General features: G+C 48.9%; 13 protein-coding genes. 5 read left to right on the top strand and 8 right to left on the bottom strand.

Going from position 1 to position 17,463, the window contains the following annotated elements; translation table 11 throughout:
• Nucleotides 1-47: 47 nt before the first annotated feature.
• Nucleotides 48-815: a substrate-binding periplasmic protein gene (locus tag AC07OI_RS28580; RefSeq protein WP_492705253.1), complete on the bottom strand. Its 768-nt coding sequence runs from the start codon at nt 813-815 to the stop codon at nt 48-50.
• A gap of 443 nt (nt 816-1,258) precedes the next feature.
• On the opposite strand from AC07OI_RS28580, the gene AC07OI_RS28575 reads away from it, so the two are divergent.
• On the top strand, nt 1,259-1,483 hold the full coding sequence (locus AC07OI_RS28575) for a carboxymuconolactone decarboxylase family protein (protein WP_495259506.1): 225 nt from the start codon (nt 1,259-1,261) through the stop codon (nt 1,481-1,483).
• A 465-nt stretch (nt 1,484-1,948) separates the two neighbouring features.
• On the opposite strand, the gene infA is transcribed toward AC07OI_RS28575, so the two are convergent.
• Together infA and AC07OI_RS28565 are read right to left on the bottom strand one after the other, a co-directional pair.
• A complete protein-coding gene (infA, locus tag AC07OI_RS28570) occupies nt 1,949-2,212 on the bottom strand; it encodes a translation initiation factor IF-1 (RefSeq protein ID WP_110258049.1) in 264 nt (87 codons plus the stop codon).
• 1,034 nt (nt 2,213-3,246) lie between these two features.
• Complete coding sequence (locus tag AC07OI_RS28565) at nt 3,247-4,119, bottom strand: alpha/beta hydrolase (protein WP_495259505.1); 873 nt, start codon at nt 4,117-4,119, stop codon at nt 3,247-3,249.
• A gap of 290 nt (nt 4,120-4,409) precedes the next feature.
• Between AC07OI_RS28565 and AC07OI_RS28560 the strand changes: the two genes are divergently transcribed.
• Nucleotides 4,410-6,317: a serine hydrolase domain-containing protein gene (locus tag AC07OI_RS28560; protein WP_495259504.1), complete on the top strand. Its 1,908-nt coding sequence runs from the start codon at nt 4,410-4,412 to the stop codon at nt 6,315-6,317.
• 2 nt (nt 6,318-6,319) lie between these two features.
• Here the strand turns inward: AC07OI_RS28560 and AC07OI_RS28555 are convergent, their stop codons facing one another.
• A complete protein-coding gene (locus tag AC07OI_RS28555) occupies nt 6,320-7,249 on the bottom strand; it encodes a LysR family transcriptional regulator (RefSeq protein WP_495259503.1) in 930 nt (309 codons plus the stop codon).
• Nucleotides 7,250-7,391: 142 nt separating this feature from the next.
• Here AC07OI_RS28555 and AC07OI_RS28550 point away from each other — a divergent pair, with 142 nt between their 5' ends.
• Nucleotides 7,392-8,366: an MBL fold metallo-hydrolase gene (locus AC07OI_RS28550; protein ID WP_495259502.1), complete on the top strand. Its 975-nt coding sequence runs from the start codon at nt 7,392-7,394 to the stop codon at nt 8,364-8,366.
• A 68-nt stretch (nt 8,367-8,434) separates the two neighbouring features.
• On the top strand, nt 8,435-9,142 hold the full coding sequence (locus AC07OI_RS28545; RefSeq protein WP_495259501.1) for a glutathione S-transferase family protein: 708 nt from the start codon (nt 8,435-8,437) through the stop codon (nt 9,140-9,142).
• A gap of 43 nt (nt 9,143-9,185) precedes the next feature.
• On the opposite strand, the gene AC07OI_RS28540 is transcribed toward AC07OI_RS28545, so the two are convergent.
• Both AC07OI_RS28540 and AC07OI_RS28535 read right to left on the bottom strand, forming a co-directional pair.
• A complete protein-coding gene (locus tag AC07OI_RS28540; protein WP_495259500.1) occupies nt 9,186-9,905 on the bottom strand; it encodes a LytR/AlgR family response regulator transcription factor in 720 nt (239 codons plus the stop codon).
• On the bottom strand, nt 9,902-11,635 hold the full coding sequence (locus tag AC07OI_RS28535; protein WP_495259499.1) for a sensor histidine kinase: 1,734 nt from the start codon (nt 11,633-11,635) through the stop codon (nt 9,902-9,904). The genes AC07OI_RS28540 and AC07OI_RS28535 overlap by 4 nt, the downstream gene beginning before the upstream one ends.
• A gap of 143 nt (nt 11,636-11,778) precedes the next feature.
• Between AC07OI_RS28535 and AC07OI_RS28530 the strand changes: the two genes are divergently transcribed.
• Nucleotides 11,779-13,983: a serine hydrolase domain-containing protein gene (locus AC07OI_RS28530; protein ID WP_495259498.1), complete on the top strand. Its 2,205-nt coding sequence runs from the start codon at nt 11,779-11,781 to the stop codon at nt 13,981-13,983.
• 85 nt (nt 13,984-14,068) lie between these two features.
• On the opposite strand, the gene AC07OI_RS28525 is transcribed toward AC07OI_RS28530, so the two are convergent.
• Both AC07OI_RS28525 and AC07OI_RS28520 read right to left on the bottom strand, forming a co-directional pair.
• The gene (locus AC07OI_RS28525; protein ID WP_495259497.1) at nt 14,069-15,793 is read right to left on the bottom strand and encodes a response regulator; all 1,725 of its coding nucleotides are present in this window, start codon (nt 15,791-15,793) and stop codon (nt 14,069-14,071) included.
• A complete protein-coding gene (locus AC07OI_RS28520; protein ID WP_495259496.1) occupies nt 15,780-17,294 on the bottom strand; it encodes an ATPase domain-containing protein in 1,515 nt (504 codons plus the stop codon). The genes AC07OI_RS28525 and AC07OI_RS28520 overlap by 14 nt, the downstream gene beginning before the upstream one ends.
• Nucleotides 17,295-17,463 lie beyond the last annotated feature (169 nt).

Genomic DNA, 17,463 nt, shown 5'->3' with positions numbered 1-17,463 from the left:
TGTTTAAAGATTTTTTTGAGACCAAAAAGTGGCAGTAGCTTGGTAGGCTATTCAGTTACGATGAATTTATTGAGTTTTTCAATAATCTCATCTGGAACGTTTTTATTGCACATCAAATACCTTTTTTCGCCTTCGGGCATGTCCCGCAAATGGATCAACTGCAAGTCGCTTAATGTAAATCCTGCCAGCTCTATAGAATATGCTGCTTCCTCTTCAGAGATGAACATGAAATCTGCGCGATTTGCCTTGATCATCTTGATCATGCTGATATTCTCTGCCGTAGTTTGTACGAGAGCGGGTTTAAATTTGGAAATCAAAGCATCAATATACTGTCCATAGGAGTACTGTGACTTGACCAGGATCCGTATGTTCCGACGGCCCAGGATTTCAGAAAGCAGGCTGTCGTTTTGCATCTTGAATTCGGGATCGGCAATTAAGACAGTTGCGTTGTCGCGATAGATCGCTTTGGTAAACTTCGCAAATTTTTCGCGTTCAGGATTTTTGAACCAGCCAACTGCACAATAAAATCCAAGATTTTCCTTGATGTTTTGTAGCTGACGATTTGTCGGCTCTTTTTCCCATACGTATTCAATGCCTGCATTTTTGAATGCACGGGCAACTGGAGTGGCCGTTAGCCCGCTAACCGTTCCATCTGCATTGCTAATAAGGTATGGTGGACGCTCATTGTATGCAATGACGAATTTGCCGCCAGCGGATAAGGCGACAGACGAGGCCGTCAGCAAACAAATCAAGAATGCTGCTTTTAAAAACGGTATTTTAGTTTTTGCAATAGGAACATTTATGCTTTTGGTCATGATATTTATTATCACTGAATTTAAATTGCATCTGGCTAGATTCTTCTGGAAATAGCCAATTTTAAAATGTCGTCGAAATGGGGTATGGGATTTTTTTTAAAAAGGACATGTATCCCTGTCGTCGTTATCGTTTCTTTTAATTTAATAAAGAATTCATACTCCGAGTTTGTATCGAAGTCAAATGCATATTGTAGCCTCTTGTGCGCTTGCATCATGTTTAATGAATTGATCGACAGCATTTTTGAGCATGCAAACAGGATGTTCCCATTGTTGAAAGTATTGGAAGCTGGTGTCGTCTATGTACGGATGTTGCGCTGTTTTCATCCGGGGTGACACAGTCCGATCGGACATGAAGAGTTTTGAGATTGTTGTCTTTGGTGAGGCTCTCCTTGCTGGCTCTGAGACATCTTGCAACAAAAATCGCTCATCAACAGCGGAATTTTGTGGTCGTCATCAAAGCAGAAGTGACAGCAGCAATTGCCGATGGCAGACACCCTGTCGGAACGACAGACGATGAAGAAACCGTCTATGACTTTTTCATGGAGTTGTACAAAAACAAACGCGTAACTGACTATACCTATGAATGCGCAGAAAAGCGCTTTGGTAAAAAAGGGATAGTGGACCTGACAGGCATCAATGCCTATTACACTTTCTGGCCATGCAGATGAATGTGGCGCAGTATCGGATACCCAAGGATGGGAAAAAGCCGGCGCGTTTTCCTGAGGGATTTTTGGATTATCTTCAGGTCTGCTTGGGCTATATAAGCCTGAAAAAACTGTTGCAAATTCAAACTGGCGTTGCTGTAAGTTGCTCGCTATTCTTAATCAGAAACGTGGCCTGCGTCTGGTAGGGGCGCCGTGCTCATCAGTTCTTTGTAGGCACACTTTAACTTATGAATTCACGCATCTCTTGAGATCTTTGATAAGGAGGGATGTGCGCATGGCGCACTCTAGGCATTTACTCTTGCTGGACTTCTTACATAATCCGGATTCTCCACTAATCAACGACCCCGTCCCAACTTACCTCACCTTGAAGAGAAGAGTTAACTACTGCGTTTCTCCGGACAAAAAAATGGGGCCAATGCCCCATTTTTTACATCTGCAATAGTTGCTGCCGGCTACAATGAGCCGCTATCAATAACGACGGCGTTGCTGACCACCACCTGATGGACCGCGTGTTTCAATATGGCGGAAAGTAATTCTGCCCTTGCTCAAATCATAAGGCGACAATTCCAGCGTCACCTTGTCACCGGCGAGTATGCGTATGTGATGCTGACGCATTTTGCCGGACGTGTAAGCGATCAGTTTATGGCCGTTTTCCAGGTTCACGCGGAAACGTGAATCGGGCAGCACTTCTTCAACTTGACCACTCATTTCCAACAGTTCTTCTTTTGCCATGGTTTTTTCATCTTTATAGTAGGGCGTGACACTGTGCACAGACTGCGCCACTGATGGCAGACGATCACATAATCATCTGCAAGGGATTACGGTGAACTCACTGTTGATCGCCTGATACGGTAAGGCGAAAAGAGTGTGAGTGTTGAAAGAGGCTGTGCACAGACGGTTTTACCATCACATCAACACAGTGCGTGAATACCAACCAGAAGAATGTGCTAAAGGTCAGTAACTAGTGCAAGGTCAAGCAAGTCTGTAGCAGCTTGTTACCAGAAACGCTACTCAGCGCTTATCAGAAACACTTCGTCAGAAATACAGCGATTTATCGGAAGATAAAAATTCTTTTGCAATAGGATTATACCCCGAATACCATACTTTCCTCGCGATTTGTCGATAAACTGCCAGAGAAATTGAGAAAATGGTGTCTTTTTATTGCCAAATTGCTCTGTAAAGCGACATTTCCCTGTCATTGATGCAAATCAATTTCACATGTGCCTGTTATTCCGACAAAAACGGGTACATAAAGTATTTATATTGCGCTTGCCTGGTTGGCCTGATTGTGGACTGCATTGCCCTCACAGAAGCCAGGGCGGCAAATACTCAGCGAGTGAGTTCTGCATGAATGGACAATATTGACCAGTGACTTTACTAGAACTCATTTCATAAATAGGGTGAGATGCGTTTGCCTCATAACACCGGCTGGCAAGGGTAAAGCAGGGAATTCGTGCAGCATGGCTGCACGCCTGCGTACGATGTGCGCTTGCAAGCGCACATGCGCCCTGCAAGGGGACGAGGCAGTCAATAGCGGTGCTATTGATCATGAGTCGAATTGTCAAAACCTGCAGTCCAGTACGCGTTATGAGGCAAACCCTTAGTGAACTGACGATTTGGGTGCATTGCAGCGTGCAGTGTGTCACCCCTCCCTCGCTAAGGCACCGGCCTTAGCTTAACAGGGTACACACCTTAGGCCTTGCACTGCATCCCAAATCGTCTTGTTCGCACTCACTCTATTTATGAAATGAGTTCTAGCTTAAAGCTCACAGGCTGACCTGCTGTATGTATTCACAATAAGCTTTTTGTACATCTGTGCGCCTCATCAAACCGCTGTGCCCGGCATCTTTGATGAACAACTGGCGTTTGCTTTTGGATGGGATCGCTTCATAAACTTTCTGTCCAAGCTCAGCCGGGGTCAGCTTGTCTTTTTCTGCGGTGAGTACCAGTGCCGGGCCCTGGTAGTTCGACATCGCCCTGATGTTATCTACCTGCTGCAAACTATCCTGGATATTGATGCTGACGAACGGCTTGGTATACCAGGGTGTGGACAGCGATACCATGTCCTTTACATTGCTGGCCGTAGTTTCCAGAATGATGCCATCTGGCTGACGCTGCTCGGCAATAAAGCCTGTCGCAAAGCTGCCCATGGAATGCCCATGCACCACCAGCTTGCCAGTGGTTTTGGCGCGCATGACATCGTAAATTTTCAAGGCATCTTCCTGCATGTTTTTAATGTCAGGCACACCTGCCGTGCGGCCATAGCCGCGGTAGTCAAAACTCACCAGATTGACATTGCAACTGCCTATGTTTTTCAACATGAAAGGCAATGAGTCTTCCACATGAGAGAGGTTGCCACCAAAATACAGCACCGTGACTTTGCTGCCACTTTGCTGGAATGCCGCACCTTCCAGTCTGGTCTGATCGGCGGCGATGACTGTTTCATCTCTGAGCTGTACTGCCGGATTGATTTTTTGTATATCGTCCTGCGTCAATTTTTGCCTGAGCTTGTAGCCGGTTGAACTGTCGGGGCGTATGTATTGCTTGTCAGTGATGTCAACATGCATGCAGGCCACCAGTTGGCTGCTGGCTCCAACAACAAGTGCAGCTAAAAGCCAATTTGATTTGATGGAACGCATGCTGTCTCCTGATTGAACAAGTAAGGGTGAATATTATCACGCTCAGTTCTGATTTTTTTAATCCGCACCTTTAAGAATGACTACAAAAACAACTGTGCAGCAGTGTCCTTTTGCGGACATATGCACTGTCCGTAAATGAACGCTGGATACATCCTGAGTAAGTATTTTCAGGCATTTCTGGACAAATAAGAGAGTTTTGATGCCAGACCATAGTGGCACAATATTTGCGATAAGCCTTAGCCATGATCTCGCCCACCAGAGGCGCGACATATCATGGAGAACTTAATCAAATGACGAAAAAACAAATCCCGCACTACTGCAAGCTGCCATATATCTTTTTTTTCTTTTTAGTCTGTTTTACCCAGCAAGTATTTGCACAAACTGCAGCGCCCACAAAAACACCTGCTAAGGTACAGACCCTGGATGAATTGAAAGCTGCTGTCGAAAAAGTCCGGCAAGAAACCGGCACTCCTGCAGTTGGCATCGCACTGGTTAACAAGGACGAAGCTTACTGGGTCGAAGGCCTGGGCCAGGCAAATCTTGAAAAGAAAATCAAGGCAGATGAAAACACCTTATTCCGCATTGCCTCGACCTCAAAAATGTTCATTGGTCTGGCTGTGCTGAAGCTGGTGGAAGAAGGCAAATTGCACCTTGATGACAAGGTGCAGACTCTGGCACCAGAAATTACTTTCCAGAATAAATGGGAAGCCAGTCATCCTGTCCTGCTTACGCATTTGCTGGAACATACTACAGGCTGGGACGATATGCATCCGGCAGATTTTGGTTTTGACCGCAGCGACACACTGGACATCAAGGACGGTCTGGCTTTTCACTCCCATTCCAGGGTATCGCGCTGGGTGCCGGGTACGCGCATGGCCTACTGCAGTACCGGCACTGTGGTGGCGGCCTACATCGTCGAAAAAGTCAGCGGGAAAAAATTTGAAGACTATGTGCAAGAGAATTTTTTCCAGCCCTTGCAAATGCCGACGACCAGTTATTTTGAATCAGAAGCCGTGAAAAAATCAGGTGCCACTCTGTATTCTGAAGGCGTGCCGCAACGCTATCAATACCATCTCTACCGTCCCGATGGCGCACTCAATACTTCAGCTAAAGAAATGGCAAATTTCCTGCGCTTTCTGGTACAGCGTGGCCGCTTCGGTGATCAGACTTTATTGAGCGCAGCATCCTTTGACCGCATGGAAAAAGGCACAAGTACGCTGGGTGCAGCAAAAGGCGTGCGGGCGGGTTATGGCCTGACCAGCATGTCCAATGGCTTTGATGGCTATAAAATCCCCTTTTATGGCCATCAGGGCAGGGTAGTCGGCGGCGTCACTGATCTGTTTTACGCACCTGGCCTGCAACAGGGCTATATCATCATGCTCAATACTGACAACTACGAAGCTCTCGACCGCATCGTCGATCTGGTACGTCAGTATTTGCTGCGCGACAGCCAAAAGAAAACCGCGCCAGACTTGCCCATGCCAGCAGAATTCAAGAAACTGAACGGCTGGTACAGACTCATCAATCCACGCAATGAGATCAGCCGCTTTGTTGATGACGTCACTACCTTGAGCACATTTGAAGTAGAAGGCAAGTACCTGTTGCGCTCCACACTATTCGACGGTATTACCCTCAAGGCGCAAGCCATGGACAATCATCTTTTGATGGATGCGAATTCCGGCCTGGCGGCAGTCGCCATCGTGAATGACCCGCTGGAAGGCGAAGTCATACAAGTACGCAATGCCATGTACAAGTCCATCCCTGGCCTGTATTTCTGGGGTCTGATCATCGCACTGGGGGCATGGGCAGTTTTTGCCTTGTTGAATATGCTCATGGTGGCTGCCTCCGTGCTGCGCCGCATGCTGCGCAAAACCAGCAAGGCCAGCAATATCAAACTCATCGCCTTGCCCATGCTTGCCACCTTTCTGATTGTTCTGGCAAAATTTTCTGGCGCGATATTTGGCGAAGGCGATGCCGACTGGGGCCAGGTATCCGCAACTTCAGTTACCACCATGTTATGCAGCCTGACCTATGCCGCGGTGTCCTTGCATTGCCTGTGGCTGTCTATCCGCCAGATCAGGCAACAGGCACAAACCAAGGTGTACTGGCATGCCTATGCACTGTCGCTGCTGCATGGGCTGATGGTGGTGTACTTGGCTTATTACGGCATCATAGGTATCAGGACCTGGGCGTATTAGTACTATCCCGAGTTGCCAAGCACCCGGTCCCAATAAGGCGGCTCACCAAATGTGCTGCGCAGATGGGCGATAAACAATTGCGCTTTTGCTGCATGTGAACGGCCAGGCATACGCACTGCGTGTATGCCTGGCCGTATCTTTGCGTGGGTGCTGCTGGCGTTGGGAAAGAGCGAAATCAATTGACCTGCCTCGAGTGCATCGCAGACCATCCAGCTGGCCAGGTGGACTATGCCTATGCCCGCCAGCGCAGCCTGCAATAAGGACTCTGTATCGTCAGAGCGCAGGCTGCCGCGTATTGGCAGGCTGGTCTCGCGATTTACGCCGGGGTAAGTCCACCAGCCAGTTGGTATCGGTGGTGTGGCTATTGTCAGGCAATTATGCTTTAGCAAGTCTTGTGGCGTGGCTGGCCTGCCATGGCGGGCCAGGTAAGCAGGGCTGGCACAGGTCAGCCTGTGCAGCGGTGCCAGTGTGGTCGCCACCAGGTCGCTGTCTGGCAGTACACCTATGCGCACTGCGACATCGACTCTGCGTGTGGACAGATCGACGATGTCATCGCTGACATGTAAATCCACTTCCATCAAAGGATAACGATTGAGGAAACTGGCAACAGCCGGGGCAATATGCCGCCTGCCAAATGCAGAGGGCGCGGTTACCGTCAGCAAACCGCGCGGGTCAGCGTTCAGTGCTGACATGGCTTGCCGCGCATCCGCCAGTTCTACGGCGATGTTTTTTGCTCTTGGCAAAAACTGTTCTCCGGAATCAGTCAGCAGCAGGCGTCTGGAACTGCGGTGGAATAATTTAATGCCCAACTCAGCTTCCAGTGCATCTATCTTGCGTGAGATGGAGGACACCGCCACATCATGTTTTTTTGCCACGGCAGACAAACTGCCCGCTTCATGAACTTCCAGAAAAACCTGTATTGCATCGAACATGGCGGGCTCTCTTTTGTTTGCGAAAATCGCAAAGATGATTTGCATATTGGATGATTGTACTGATTTTTGCAAAGAAATAGAATCTCTCCCATCAACAAACCTTCATCAACAACACCTGGCGAATAGCCCCAAGGAAGAGAACATGATCAAGAACACTTTGCATAAATTAGCCCACGCTGCCATATACCTGTCCATCGCCGGTGCATTCGGCATGAGCAGTGGTGCAGCTTATTCAGCCGCACCCATGGTAAAAACTTCTGCCCCGGCGTATTACCGCACTATGCTGGGCGCATTTGAAGTGACCGCACTCAGCGATGGCACCGTCAAACTGCCAGTAGAAAAGATCTTGATGGAGCCTGAGCAAAAAACCAAAGATGCATTGGCAAAATCTTTTTTGCAGGCACCACTGGAAACCTCGGTGAATGCCTATCTGATTAACACCGGCAACAAGCTGATACTGATAGATGCAGGCACCAGCAACCTGTTTGGCCCCAGCCTGGGCAAGCTCATCGCCAACCTCAAGGCATCTGGTTATGAAGCTTCGCAAATTGACGATATTTACCTTACCCATTTACATCCCGACCATGTGGGTGGCTTGATGGTCAATGGCGCTATGGCTTTTAATAACGCCACCATCCATGTGCATCAGGCCGAGGCTGATTACTGGCTCAGTCAAAAAAACCTGGAGCAGGCACCGGCAGATGCCAAGTCTTTTTTCCAGGGCGCGATGGCTTCGCTTAATCCCTATAAGGTAGCGAGCAAGCTGCAAACCTTTAGTGCTGATGGTGAATTATTGCCAGGCCTTACTGCACATTCCACGCATGGCCACACTGCTGGCCATACCTCTTATCTTGTTGAAAGCCAGGGCGAAAAAATGCTGGTGGTTGGTGACCTGATCCACGTCGCATCCGTGCAACTCGACAAGCCTGAAGTGACAGTGACTTTCGACAGCCATGCCAAAGCAGCCTCAGCCATGCGCCAGAAAGTATTTGCCCAGGCAGCAAAAGACGGCGTCATCATCGCGGCCTCGCACATACAGTTCCCTGGCATGGGGCGCTTGAAAAAAACAGGTTACAGCTATCAATGGGTGCCGGTGAATTTCACATTGATGCCATAAGAAATTGATGGCTTGCCCGGGCAGGCCATCAATCATTTCATACATGTTTTAGTCTCAAAGAGAAAAAAATGATCAAGTTCTTTTATCACCCTTCACCCAATCCAGCCAAGGTCGCCCTGTTTCTTGAAGAGTCTGGCCTGCCGTATGAGCTGGTGCCAGTTGACACGCAAAAAGGGGAACAACATGGGGCGGCCTATTTAGCCATCAACCCCAATGCCAAGACGCCTGCCATCGTGGATGAGGAGACTGGTGCGGTGGTATTTGATAGCAATGCCATCCTGCTTTACCTGGCGGAAAAATCAGGGCAATTCCTGCCAGTAGCTGATCCGGCTACACGTGCAGAAATGCTTTCGTGGCTGATGTTCATCGCCACCGGCATAGGACCGTTTTCCGGGCAGGCAGTACACTTCAGGCATTTTGCGCCAGAACCAAAAATCTATGCACTGAACCGGTATGACTTTGAAGCCTGGCGTCACTGGCGCATACTCGATGCGCGTCTGGCAGAGCGCCAATATCTGGTTGGCAAGGACTATAGCATTGTCGATATGGCTTTTTGGGGTTGGGCGCGTGCAATACCGTTTATCCTTGGTGATGATGCCTGGGATGCTTTGCCGAACGTCAAGCGGCTGTTTGATGAAATCAGTGCCAGACCGGCAGCGCAACGTGCCGAGAATCTGAAGTCTGCCCATGCTTTCAAGATGGCGATGGATGCTGAGACCATGGCGGCGATGTACCCACAAAATGAACGGCTTGCTACTGTTGTTGCCGTGGATTAAGTGAAGCTTCAGTGATGCAAGAACAATGCATCACTGAACAAATTCAGGAAGCGCCAAGTATCTCTTTGATTCTTGGGTACATGGAGCGAGAAACCGGAATCTCTTTTGAAAATTTTGTATCTACCGAATACTTCCCACCTGCAGCTATCGACAAGCGCTTGAAGTGCTGCATATTGACTACATACGATCGGTGTACGCGTACAAAATTCCCAGGTAAAATTTGCAGCATATTCTCTAAAGATTTTTCATGGAAGTGCTGTTGACCATCACAACAAACAATCTTGCTGTAATGTCCGTCAGCCTGTAAAAAATCGATATCTGCAATCGCCAATAATTCTATATTGCCCATTTTTTTAATAACCAGGCTGGCACTTTTATTATTCGATGGCTGGCGTTGCTGATAGCGTTCAAATGCTAAAAATAAACGTTCCTGGCTAAAAGGCTTGGGTACAAAATCGACGACACCAAAACCAAAAGCGGTCACTGCCCGCTCTGTATGTGCTGAAATAATAATTACCTGGAAGCTGGTAGCGTTCCCATCATTTGCCATGTGTTTCAACTGTAAAATTTTGAAACCATCATGACCCAGTAAATTCAAGTCCAGCAGCAATAAATCAACACTTATTTTTTCAAGCAAGGCCAGGGCATCATCGACATCATCGCAATGATGCAATTGAGTCAGCTTCGGTCCAAAATAATGTCGTGCCTCGCGCAGCAGACGCTGTGCGATCAAGGGTTCATCCTCGACGATCAATAATTTCATGGGCTTTCTTCGTTCCGATTTTGATCAATTTCCTGGGCAGATATCAATGGTAAATGAAATCGTGCCTGCCATATATCATCCAATTGTTCCGTCACATAACTGGCACGGCCATCAAAAACTTCTTGCAAGCTCTGGCGAATATAGTCATTTCCCGTGCCTGTTCCGGCATGCGCCTTAGGGCTGACTACAGGTATCATCATGACGATTTCCATCGTCTTCTGGCCGCGATGTATATGCAGTTCAAACCGCGTCTCTTGCCTGTACTTATTGTGTGAGAATGCATTTTCCAATACGGTCAGCAAGATGGCAGGCGGGATAGTGATGGACGATGGATCTCCGTGTATCTGCAAATAGCATTTCTTTTGCAGGCGGGTACTCATAATCTCCAGATAATTCTGGCATAAACCTAGTTCCTGCGTCAAAGCGATCCTGGTGTGATTGGCATACTCATTCAGCATTCTGAATTCTCGTCCTAATGCCTGGATAAACTCTTCTGCCTGTTGTGGTGATTGATGCAGCAATTCACTCACCAGGCTTAAAGAGTTCATGAGAAAATGCGGTTGCAAACTGCGTCTTAGTAATTGGTTTTCCAGTTGGGTGGCCAGTGCCGCCTTTTGCTTGTCGCGGGCAAACTGCTGCAGAAGTTGCAGCAAGATAGTGAATAATAAAAAACACAGGCTCAGGGCAAAACCTGTTTCTGCAAAATGAAAAGCAGGCGTCAAAAACAGCAGCAAAGAAAAAATCACGACCACCAGGCTCATACCGCTGGTTTTCTTCTGGCGTTTGTACGCAATGAAGTTGATCAGCAAACTTGCCAGCAACGCGATACCAAACATCAGCTCGCTCTTGCTATCAAAGTAAGGGCTGATGAAAGTCACTGCGGCAGTAAGTATCGCCAGGCTGCCGGCAATCAGCGCCAGCCGTTCAAACCGGAAGTAGACCAGGAAATACAGCGGCAATAAAATAGAAAACAAATAAGTGAGCCCAGCCACCAGATATAACCTGGTTAAGTGAAATGGATACTGGTAGCCGTTCAGGGCGCGCCAGGTTTCGACCAGGAGCAGGCTGCTCGCTACCAGGCACAGTGTTAAAAAAAGTATCCAGTGTGTACGTCGCTGATATAACAAAGTCAGACCTGAAAACAATAAAACCACCAGCAATAATGCACCTGTTAATAACAGTGGCAAAATAATTCCCCTGTTACTGGTTGCATGCAGGCTTTGCTGCTCCGAGATGGATAAATCGTAGAAGGGATTCATGATACGTTCACTGCCATGATGGCGTGAAATTTTCAATACCAGGCTGTGCACGCCTTGTTGTAATTGCTCGGGCCTCAGGCTGACGCTGTATTCAATATACCCAGGTATTTCTTCTTTCGCCGTGATTGCCGGCTTGCCATTCCGTCCAACTTTGACCCCGTCAAGAAACAACTCAGTGGCTGCAAGCAAGGATAAAGACAGGACCTGATTTTGCTCTGGTGTCTCGGCCATTAAAAATCGCGCCCCCAGACAATAATGCTGCTTCGCTTTCAGATCATGCAAAGAGGATCCCGCTTGAGCGGGTGCGGTAGCCTGCTCAGGTGGGGCTATTAAACCTGTTTCCCCGCATTGAGAGAAGTCACCGGGTAGATGCTGGAAGCGCAATCCCATCAAATCTACTTGTGCAAGGCAGGGGCCCAGCATCAGGAAGAAAAGAAAAAATACCAGGTATTTTGTAAAGGTTGAAGTCATGGGGGGATTGTATCCATGTTTCTTTGCTGCCAAGTGCAAATCAGGCAGCGCAAGTGCAGTTCATGTGGTTTTTGCTTTTTTCTCGTCGGTGCATGGCTAAGATATTGCTCTCTATTTTCTTTGCGGTCATCTGCTTCTCCATCATGCGAAACATAGTCCTGTTCTTCCCGGTTTTCATGCTGATATTTTCCGCGAACATTGCAGCGGCTACTTTATCGGCTACCCTGTCGGCCGACACGGACAGGCAAATCCGGTTGAAAAGATTTGAGCAGTTCGTCGCTACCCAAATGGCGAGGGATAAGATTCCCGGCTTATCCATAGGCTATATGCAAGACAATGTGATGTGGGCCCGTGGCTACGGCTATGCTGACCTGGAAAACAAAGTCCCTGCCACAGCAAGGTCCAGTTACCGCCTGGCCTCTGTGACCAAACCCATGACAGCGGCTGCGATACTGCAACTGGTAGACAGCGGCAAGGTCTCGCTTGATGCCGAGGTGCAGAGCTATGTGCCTTACTTCCCCAAAAAGCCGTATCCCATCACCGTGCGTCAATTGCTGGGGCACCTGGCAGGCATCAATGCCTACGTCAATCCACAATTGGAACAGCACTTCAAAGACCATAAAAATACACGGGAATCCATTGCCGTATTTGAGAATTTTGACCTGATCGCTGAGCCGGGTACGCGGTTTCGCTACACCAGTTATGGCTATAACTTGCTGGGTGCAGTGATCGAGGGGGTATCAGGCATGTCGTATGGCGATTACATGACAAAGAATGTATGGGGGCCTTTGGGGATGACTGCTACCAGGATGGATGATCCCTACGACATCATCCCTGACAGGGTACGTGGTTACCAACTACAGAATCAGCAAATAAAACATGCCGAGTTTATTGATATCAGCAGTCGTTTTTCTGCAGGTGGAACACGTTCCAATGTCATCGACATGCTCAAATTTGGCGATGGTATTAATCGCGGGCGCATTGCTTCCACAGCGGCGCAGGATTTGATGTTTGACTCCATGGCAACCAATAAAGGAAAATTGACCAATTACAGTGCGGGCTGGCTCACCAATCCTGTCAACGGCAGGTTTTCTATTTCTCACGATGGCGTGCAGCCAGAAACCTCCACCTATTTATTCAATTTTCCTGCGCGTCATCTGACGATTGCTGTCGCAGCCAACCTGCAAAGAGTCGACACCAGCATTTTTACCGAACAATTATTTGAAGCCGTCACAGGTGAGATATGGGATATGCCTTTATATATCCATGATGCGCAAAAGCGGGTTTATTACGATGCCATGAAAAGAGTGTTCAATGAAGGCCATGCTTACTTTGAGCGCAAGCAGGCTGCCTATCTTGATGAGTTGAAAGATAGCAAAGCACTAGGTGAAGCCTTCAGTCTTTTCAATCAGCATCTGAAATCTGCAGCCTTGAAGAGCGATGCAAAGCAGGCCCAGCTTTTCATGAGCGAAGCGCAGCACCCGGCAGGAGGATTGCCGTTACGTAAAATCGGTTCGTATATGGCAAAGAAACTGCATGACGCACATCCTCAATTATCGACATATTCAAATCGTGGAGCGATTGCCTTCTTTCATGACTATATCGCCCTGTACAAACAAGATAGCTCTATCGCGACAGCATACCGTTTTGATGTGGCGTTTGAACAGCAAGTCGCGCAATTAAATGCGAGCTGGAAAAAGACTAGCCGTATCAAATTGGTCAAGCAAGATTTTGATGTGCAAAAATATATTACAGTAGCGGGGGCACGCAAGGCTGCCAGTGAGGCCAAACTGGTGAAAGTACTGGCGACACTGCACCATAAAATGAAACAGGCATTTCAGGGTGCAACAGTTGCACCTGACTACCTCGCAGATTTGAAGGTTTTGGCCCAGGATCTGATCCGTAGTGGCAATGCTGGTCATGCGCTGCAAATCGGACAACTGGCGCAAGAAATTTACCCTTCATCAGATGGCGCTCACGCACTTGCAGGTGTGTTGGAAATTTTTTCAGACGATAAAGAAAAAGGAGTCGCTACACTCAAAACTGCTGTCAGTCTTGATCCCCAGGGTGAGGCCAGCGCTTTTGGTCTCAATAATGCAGCCTACCGTTTGAGAGGTACAAATGGACCCGGAGCCGGGTTGAAGATACTTCAGGCTGCAATAGAACTGTATCCCGATGATGCCAACTTGTACGATAGCCTGGGTGAATTTTATGCCGCACTGGCAATGAACCAGAAAGCTATTACCGCTTATCAAAAAGTCCTGGACATCAAGCCCGGCGATAAAAATGCAAAAGCAGCGATACAAAAAATACAGGCATTGCAGGATTTAACTACCAGTAAAAATTGAATGCAATTTGTGCAGGCAGTTCATGAAGGAATCGATTCATTAAGGAGTAATGAATGAAGGAGTTTATTTACGCGCTAAATACAGGCTAATGCTGGGGATGACCTGCGTGCCGGCGTAGCGCCTGATCAACACTGGAGGCCAGCTCAATAAGTTGAAACGGTTTGCGCAAGATGGCATTACCTTCTATGACCTGGTCAATCGCTTCCATATCCGCATAGCCGGTGGCGATAATCATGGGCAGGCCGGGGAACTCCTGATTGGCGATATCAACCAGCCTGGCTCCAGTCATGCCCGGCATCAGATAGTCGGTGATCATCAAATTCGGTTTTTCACGTCTGAGCTCACGCAAACCAGACTCGCCATCAGGTGCCTGGCTTACCTCATAGCCCAGTGCTTCCAGCGATTCCACCATGGATTGCCTGACAGAATCGTCATCTTCCACTACAAGTATCCTTGTTCCAGTAGTCACCAATCGCAAAACAGGAACCAGGCCTTGCTTGTCTGTATCTGCAAAATCTTCTGCCAACCTGAGCCATATTTCTATCGTAGTGCCGATACCCAATTCGCTGGATACCCGGGCAGTGCCGCCGGATTGCTGGGCCATGCCATAAACCTGGCTCAGGCCCAGGCCGGTTCCCTTACCTACGCCCTTGGTTGTGAAAAAAGGTTCAAACACTTTTGCAAGAATGTTAGGGGCTATGCCATGTCCGGTATCCGTTACCGAGATAAGGCCGTATTTACCTGGCGGGAGCAAGTCTTCTGGTGGTATTGCCCTGGATGCCTTTACCGTCAGTTTGCCGCCCGATGGCATGGCGTCACGGGCATTGATGGCCAGATTGAGCAAGGCCATTTCCATCTGGTTTTTGTCGGCCATGACAAATTCCAGTTGATGGTCCATTTCAAATTCCAGCTCTATCAATGACCCCAGGGAAGTTTTCATCAACTCCCTGACACCTTCGAACAGCGCCATTACATCAGTCGAGCGCAGGTCCAGTCTCTGATTGCGGGAGTAAGCCAGCAACTGGCCTGTCAGCTTGCCACCCCGCTCGCATGCACGGCGGGCCACCTCGGCCTTGCGTCTTGCTATGTCATCTTTGGACAGCAGCAAGATCAAATCCATGCTGCCCTGTATGACATTGAGCAGGTTGTTGAAGTCATGTGCGATGCCACCAGTCAGTCGCCCCATTGCTTCCATTTTCTGGAATTGCACCATCGCCTGTTGCACCCGTTCACGTTCGATGACCTCATTCATCAGCCTGTCATTGGCTTGTGCCAGCGCACGTGTGCGTTCTTCTATGCGAGACTCCAGCGTCTCATTCAATTGCAGGAGCTGTGCCTGACTGTCGCGCAATTTTTCTGTCGCCAGCATTCTGTCCTGCAAGATATTGCGTGCTTCGTATTGACGCCGGCGACCCCGCAGGGCAGAGGCAGCAGCGCTGCGCAAGGTTTCTGAATTGAGCGGGCGTTCCAGCAAGACGATATTGCCAAGCTGATCGAAAGTGCTGCTTGCGGCACTGCTGACAATGTTGCTGCCTTTGGAAATCAGCACCACAAATGGGAAGTCAGACCAGGGTTCTTGCGTACGTAGCCAGGCAATGAGCTGTCTGGTACTTGAGTCTTGTAAAGTCTCTTCGGCAATCACACAAGCGCCTGCACCTGTCACCAGTTCATTGACCATGGCGTCAAAGTTTGGTACCGCACCGCATTCGAAACCGCTGCGCAGCAAGAATTGATAAATGACTTCAGCATCCCTGCCATGGGGTGTCAGTATGAGTATGCGCTCGTCCAGAGCGCTGTTATCGCTCTTCATCAGCGTCTTCCACCAACATTGGGGTCGTGCCGCGATAGGTAGGAAGGCCAGTCAGTACGCCTTCAAATCCTTCCAGTGCTTCACCGATAATGATGCCGCCGCTGCCCAGCTGCAATTCATGAATGGTCAGCATGTGGTTGCTGGTCCTGCTTTTTATCACCGTAATGGCACGGCGTAATCTGCCATTCGATTCAAAAAAGCGTAACAGCACCGTGGTGTCACTCAGGTAACTGAGGTCAACATCGGTACGTACTTCGCCTATCAATCCATGCTGGCCCAGCACCAGTACTGTAGTGACCCCCTGCTGGTTCAGGTAAGACAGCAGCTCGTGCATTTGCAGTGTCAGGAAATGTTCACCAGGCATGGCCTGCAGGTAAGCATTCAGGCTGTCGATGACGATAAATTGCACGCCATTCAATTCAACTGCATCGCGCAACATTTGTGCAAACTCACCAGGGGCCAGCTCGGCGGGATCAATATGTTGAATCGCCAGTTGACCATTATTAACATAGGGCCGCAGGTCCATATCCATGGAAGCAGAACGGGTAAAGAAAGTACCCAAACCCTCATCAAACAGATAGAAGGATGCTTTTTCTCCACGCTCCAGCGCACTCAGCAGGCAGCGCACCGATACCGTCGTCTTGCCTATGCCAGAAGGCCCGACGATTAGCGAATTGGTACCGGCGACCAGTCCGCCACCCAGTAATTGGTCGAAACTTTCCAGGCCAGTAGAACTGATATGAGTTTCAAATTGCCGGTAATGTTCTGCCGCCACCAGGCGCGGAAATATTTTCAGGCCACCAGTTTGCAGGATATAGTCATGGTAGCCACCGCGAAACTTGATGCCGCGCATCTTGATGACGTTGACACGGCGTCGTTCCTTGCCAAACTCTTGCGCAATCTGCTCCAGGCTGATGACGCCATGGGCAATGCTATGCAGTTGTTGATCGGGGCTATTTGACTTGTCATCCAACAACAGCACCGTGCAATCACGCAGCGCGAAAAACTGCTTCAGTGCCAGAATCTGCCTACGGTAACGCAAGGGGTTTTGCGCCAGTAGCCGCATCTCAGACAAGCTGTCAAAAACAACACGCAGTGGCTTGAGCTCATTGACACGGTCCATGACAGATTTGGTAGTCTCCCCCAATTCAACTTCAGATGGATGAAATACAGATTGCTGGGCATCCGGGTGCAGCGAATTATCGCTGGCCAGCTCAAATACCGTGATCTTGCCTATATCCCAGCCATGACTCCGGGCTACCGCATCCAGTTCATCTGCTGTTTCTGACAGGGTGATATACAGCCCGCGTTGCCCATGGGCCACGCCCTCCAGCAGGAACTGCAGGCCCAGCGTAGTCTTGCCTGTACCAGGTGCACCTTCCACCAGGTAAACACGTTGAGCGGTTAGTCCACCACAAAGGATGTCGTCAAGTCCTGCCACCCCGGTAGAAATACGTGTGGCCGGTTGGCGGGTTTCGCGTGAGAGAGAAGTTTCTATCATAGAGTGTCAGCGCATGAGGCGTAAAAGTAAAACAAGGCAGCACATGAAATAGAGGTCAAACCACGCCAGATGTTGCCGGGAAACGCACGCTGACAGCTATATCCATGGTTTATTTTAATTCTTTGATGACATCTTGTATGTGCGAGATGTCACATAGGATGATGAGTGC

This window comes from Undibacterium sp. GW821-FHT07F11 (assembly GCF_059418665.1).
The sequence above is the reverse complement of the archived record's forward strand: the minus strand, read 5'-3'. Positions and strand labels throughout refer to the sequence as shown.

Coding starts and splice junctions, on each gene's coding strand:
- AC07OI_RS28535 (WP_495259499.1), bottom strand. CDS start 11,635: ATGACTTCAACCTTTACAAAATACCTGGTATTTTTTCTTTTCTTCCTG.
- infA (WP_110258049.1), bottom strand. CDS start 2,212: ATGGCAAAAGAAGAACTGTTGGAAATGAGTGGTCAAGTTGAAGAAGTG.
- AC07OI_RS28555 (WP_495259503.1), bottom strand. CDS start 7,249: ATGTTCGATGCAATACAGGTTTTTCTGGAAGTTCATGAAGCGGGCAGT.
- AC07OI_RS28560 (WP_495259504.1), top strand. CDS start 4,410: ATGACGAAAAAACAAATCCCGCACTACTGCAAGCTGCCATATATCTTT.
- AC07OI_RS28545 (WP_495259501.1), top strand. CDS start 8,435: ATGATCAAGTTCTTTTATCACCCTTCACCCAATCCAGCCAAGGTCGCC.
- AC07OI_RS28540 (WP_495259500.1), bottom strand. CDS start 9,905: ATGAAATTATTGATCGTCGAGGATGAACCCTTGATCGCACAGCGTCTG.
- AC07OI_RS28525 (WP_495259497.1), bottom strand. CDS start 15,793: ATGAAGAGCGATAACAGCGCTCTGGACGAGCGCATACTCATACTGACA.
- AC07OI_RS28580 (WP_492705253.1), bottom strand. CDS start 815: ATGACCAAAAGCATAAATGTTCCTATTGCAAAAACTAAAATACCGTTT.
- AC07OI_RS28565 (WP_495259505.1), bottom strand. CDS start 4,119: ATGCGTTCCATCAAATCAAATTGGCTTTTAGCTGCACTTGTTGTTGGA.
- AC07OI_RS28550 (WP_495259502.1), top strand. CDS start 7,392: ATGATCAAGAACACTTTGCATAAATTAGCCCACGCTGCCATATACCTG.
- AC07OI_RS28520 (WP_495259496.1), bottom strand. CDS start 17,294: ATGATAGAAACTTCTCTCTCACGCGAAACCCGCCAACCGGCCACACGT.
- AC07OI_RS28530 (WP_495259498.1), top strand. CDS start 11,779: ATGCGAAACATAGTCCTGTTCTTCCCGGTTTTCATGCTGATATTTTCC.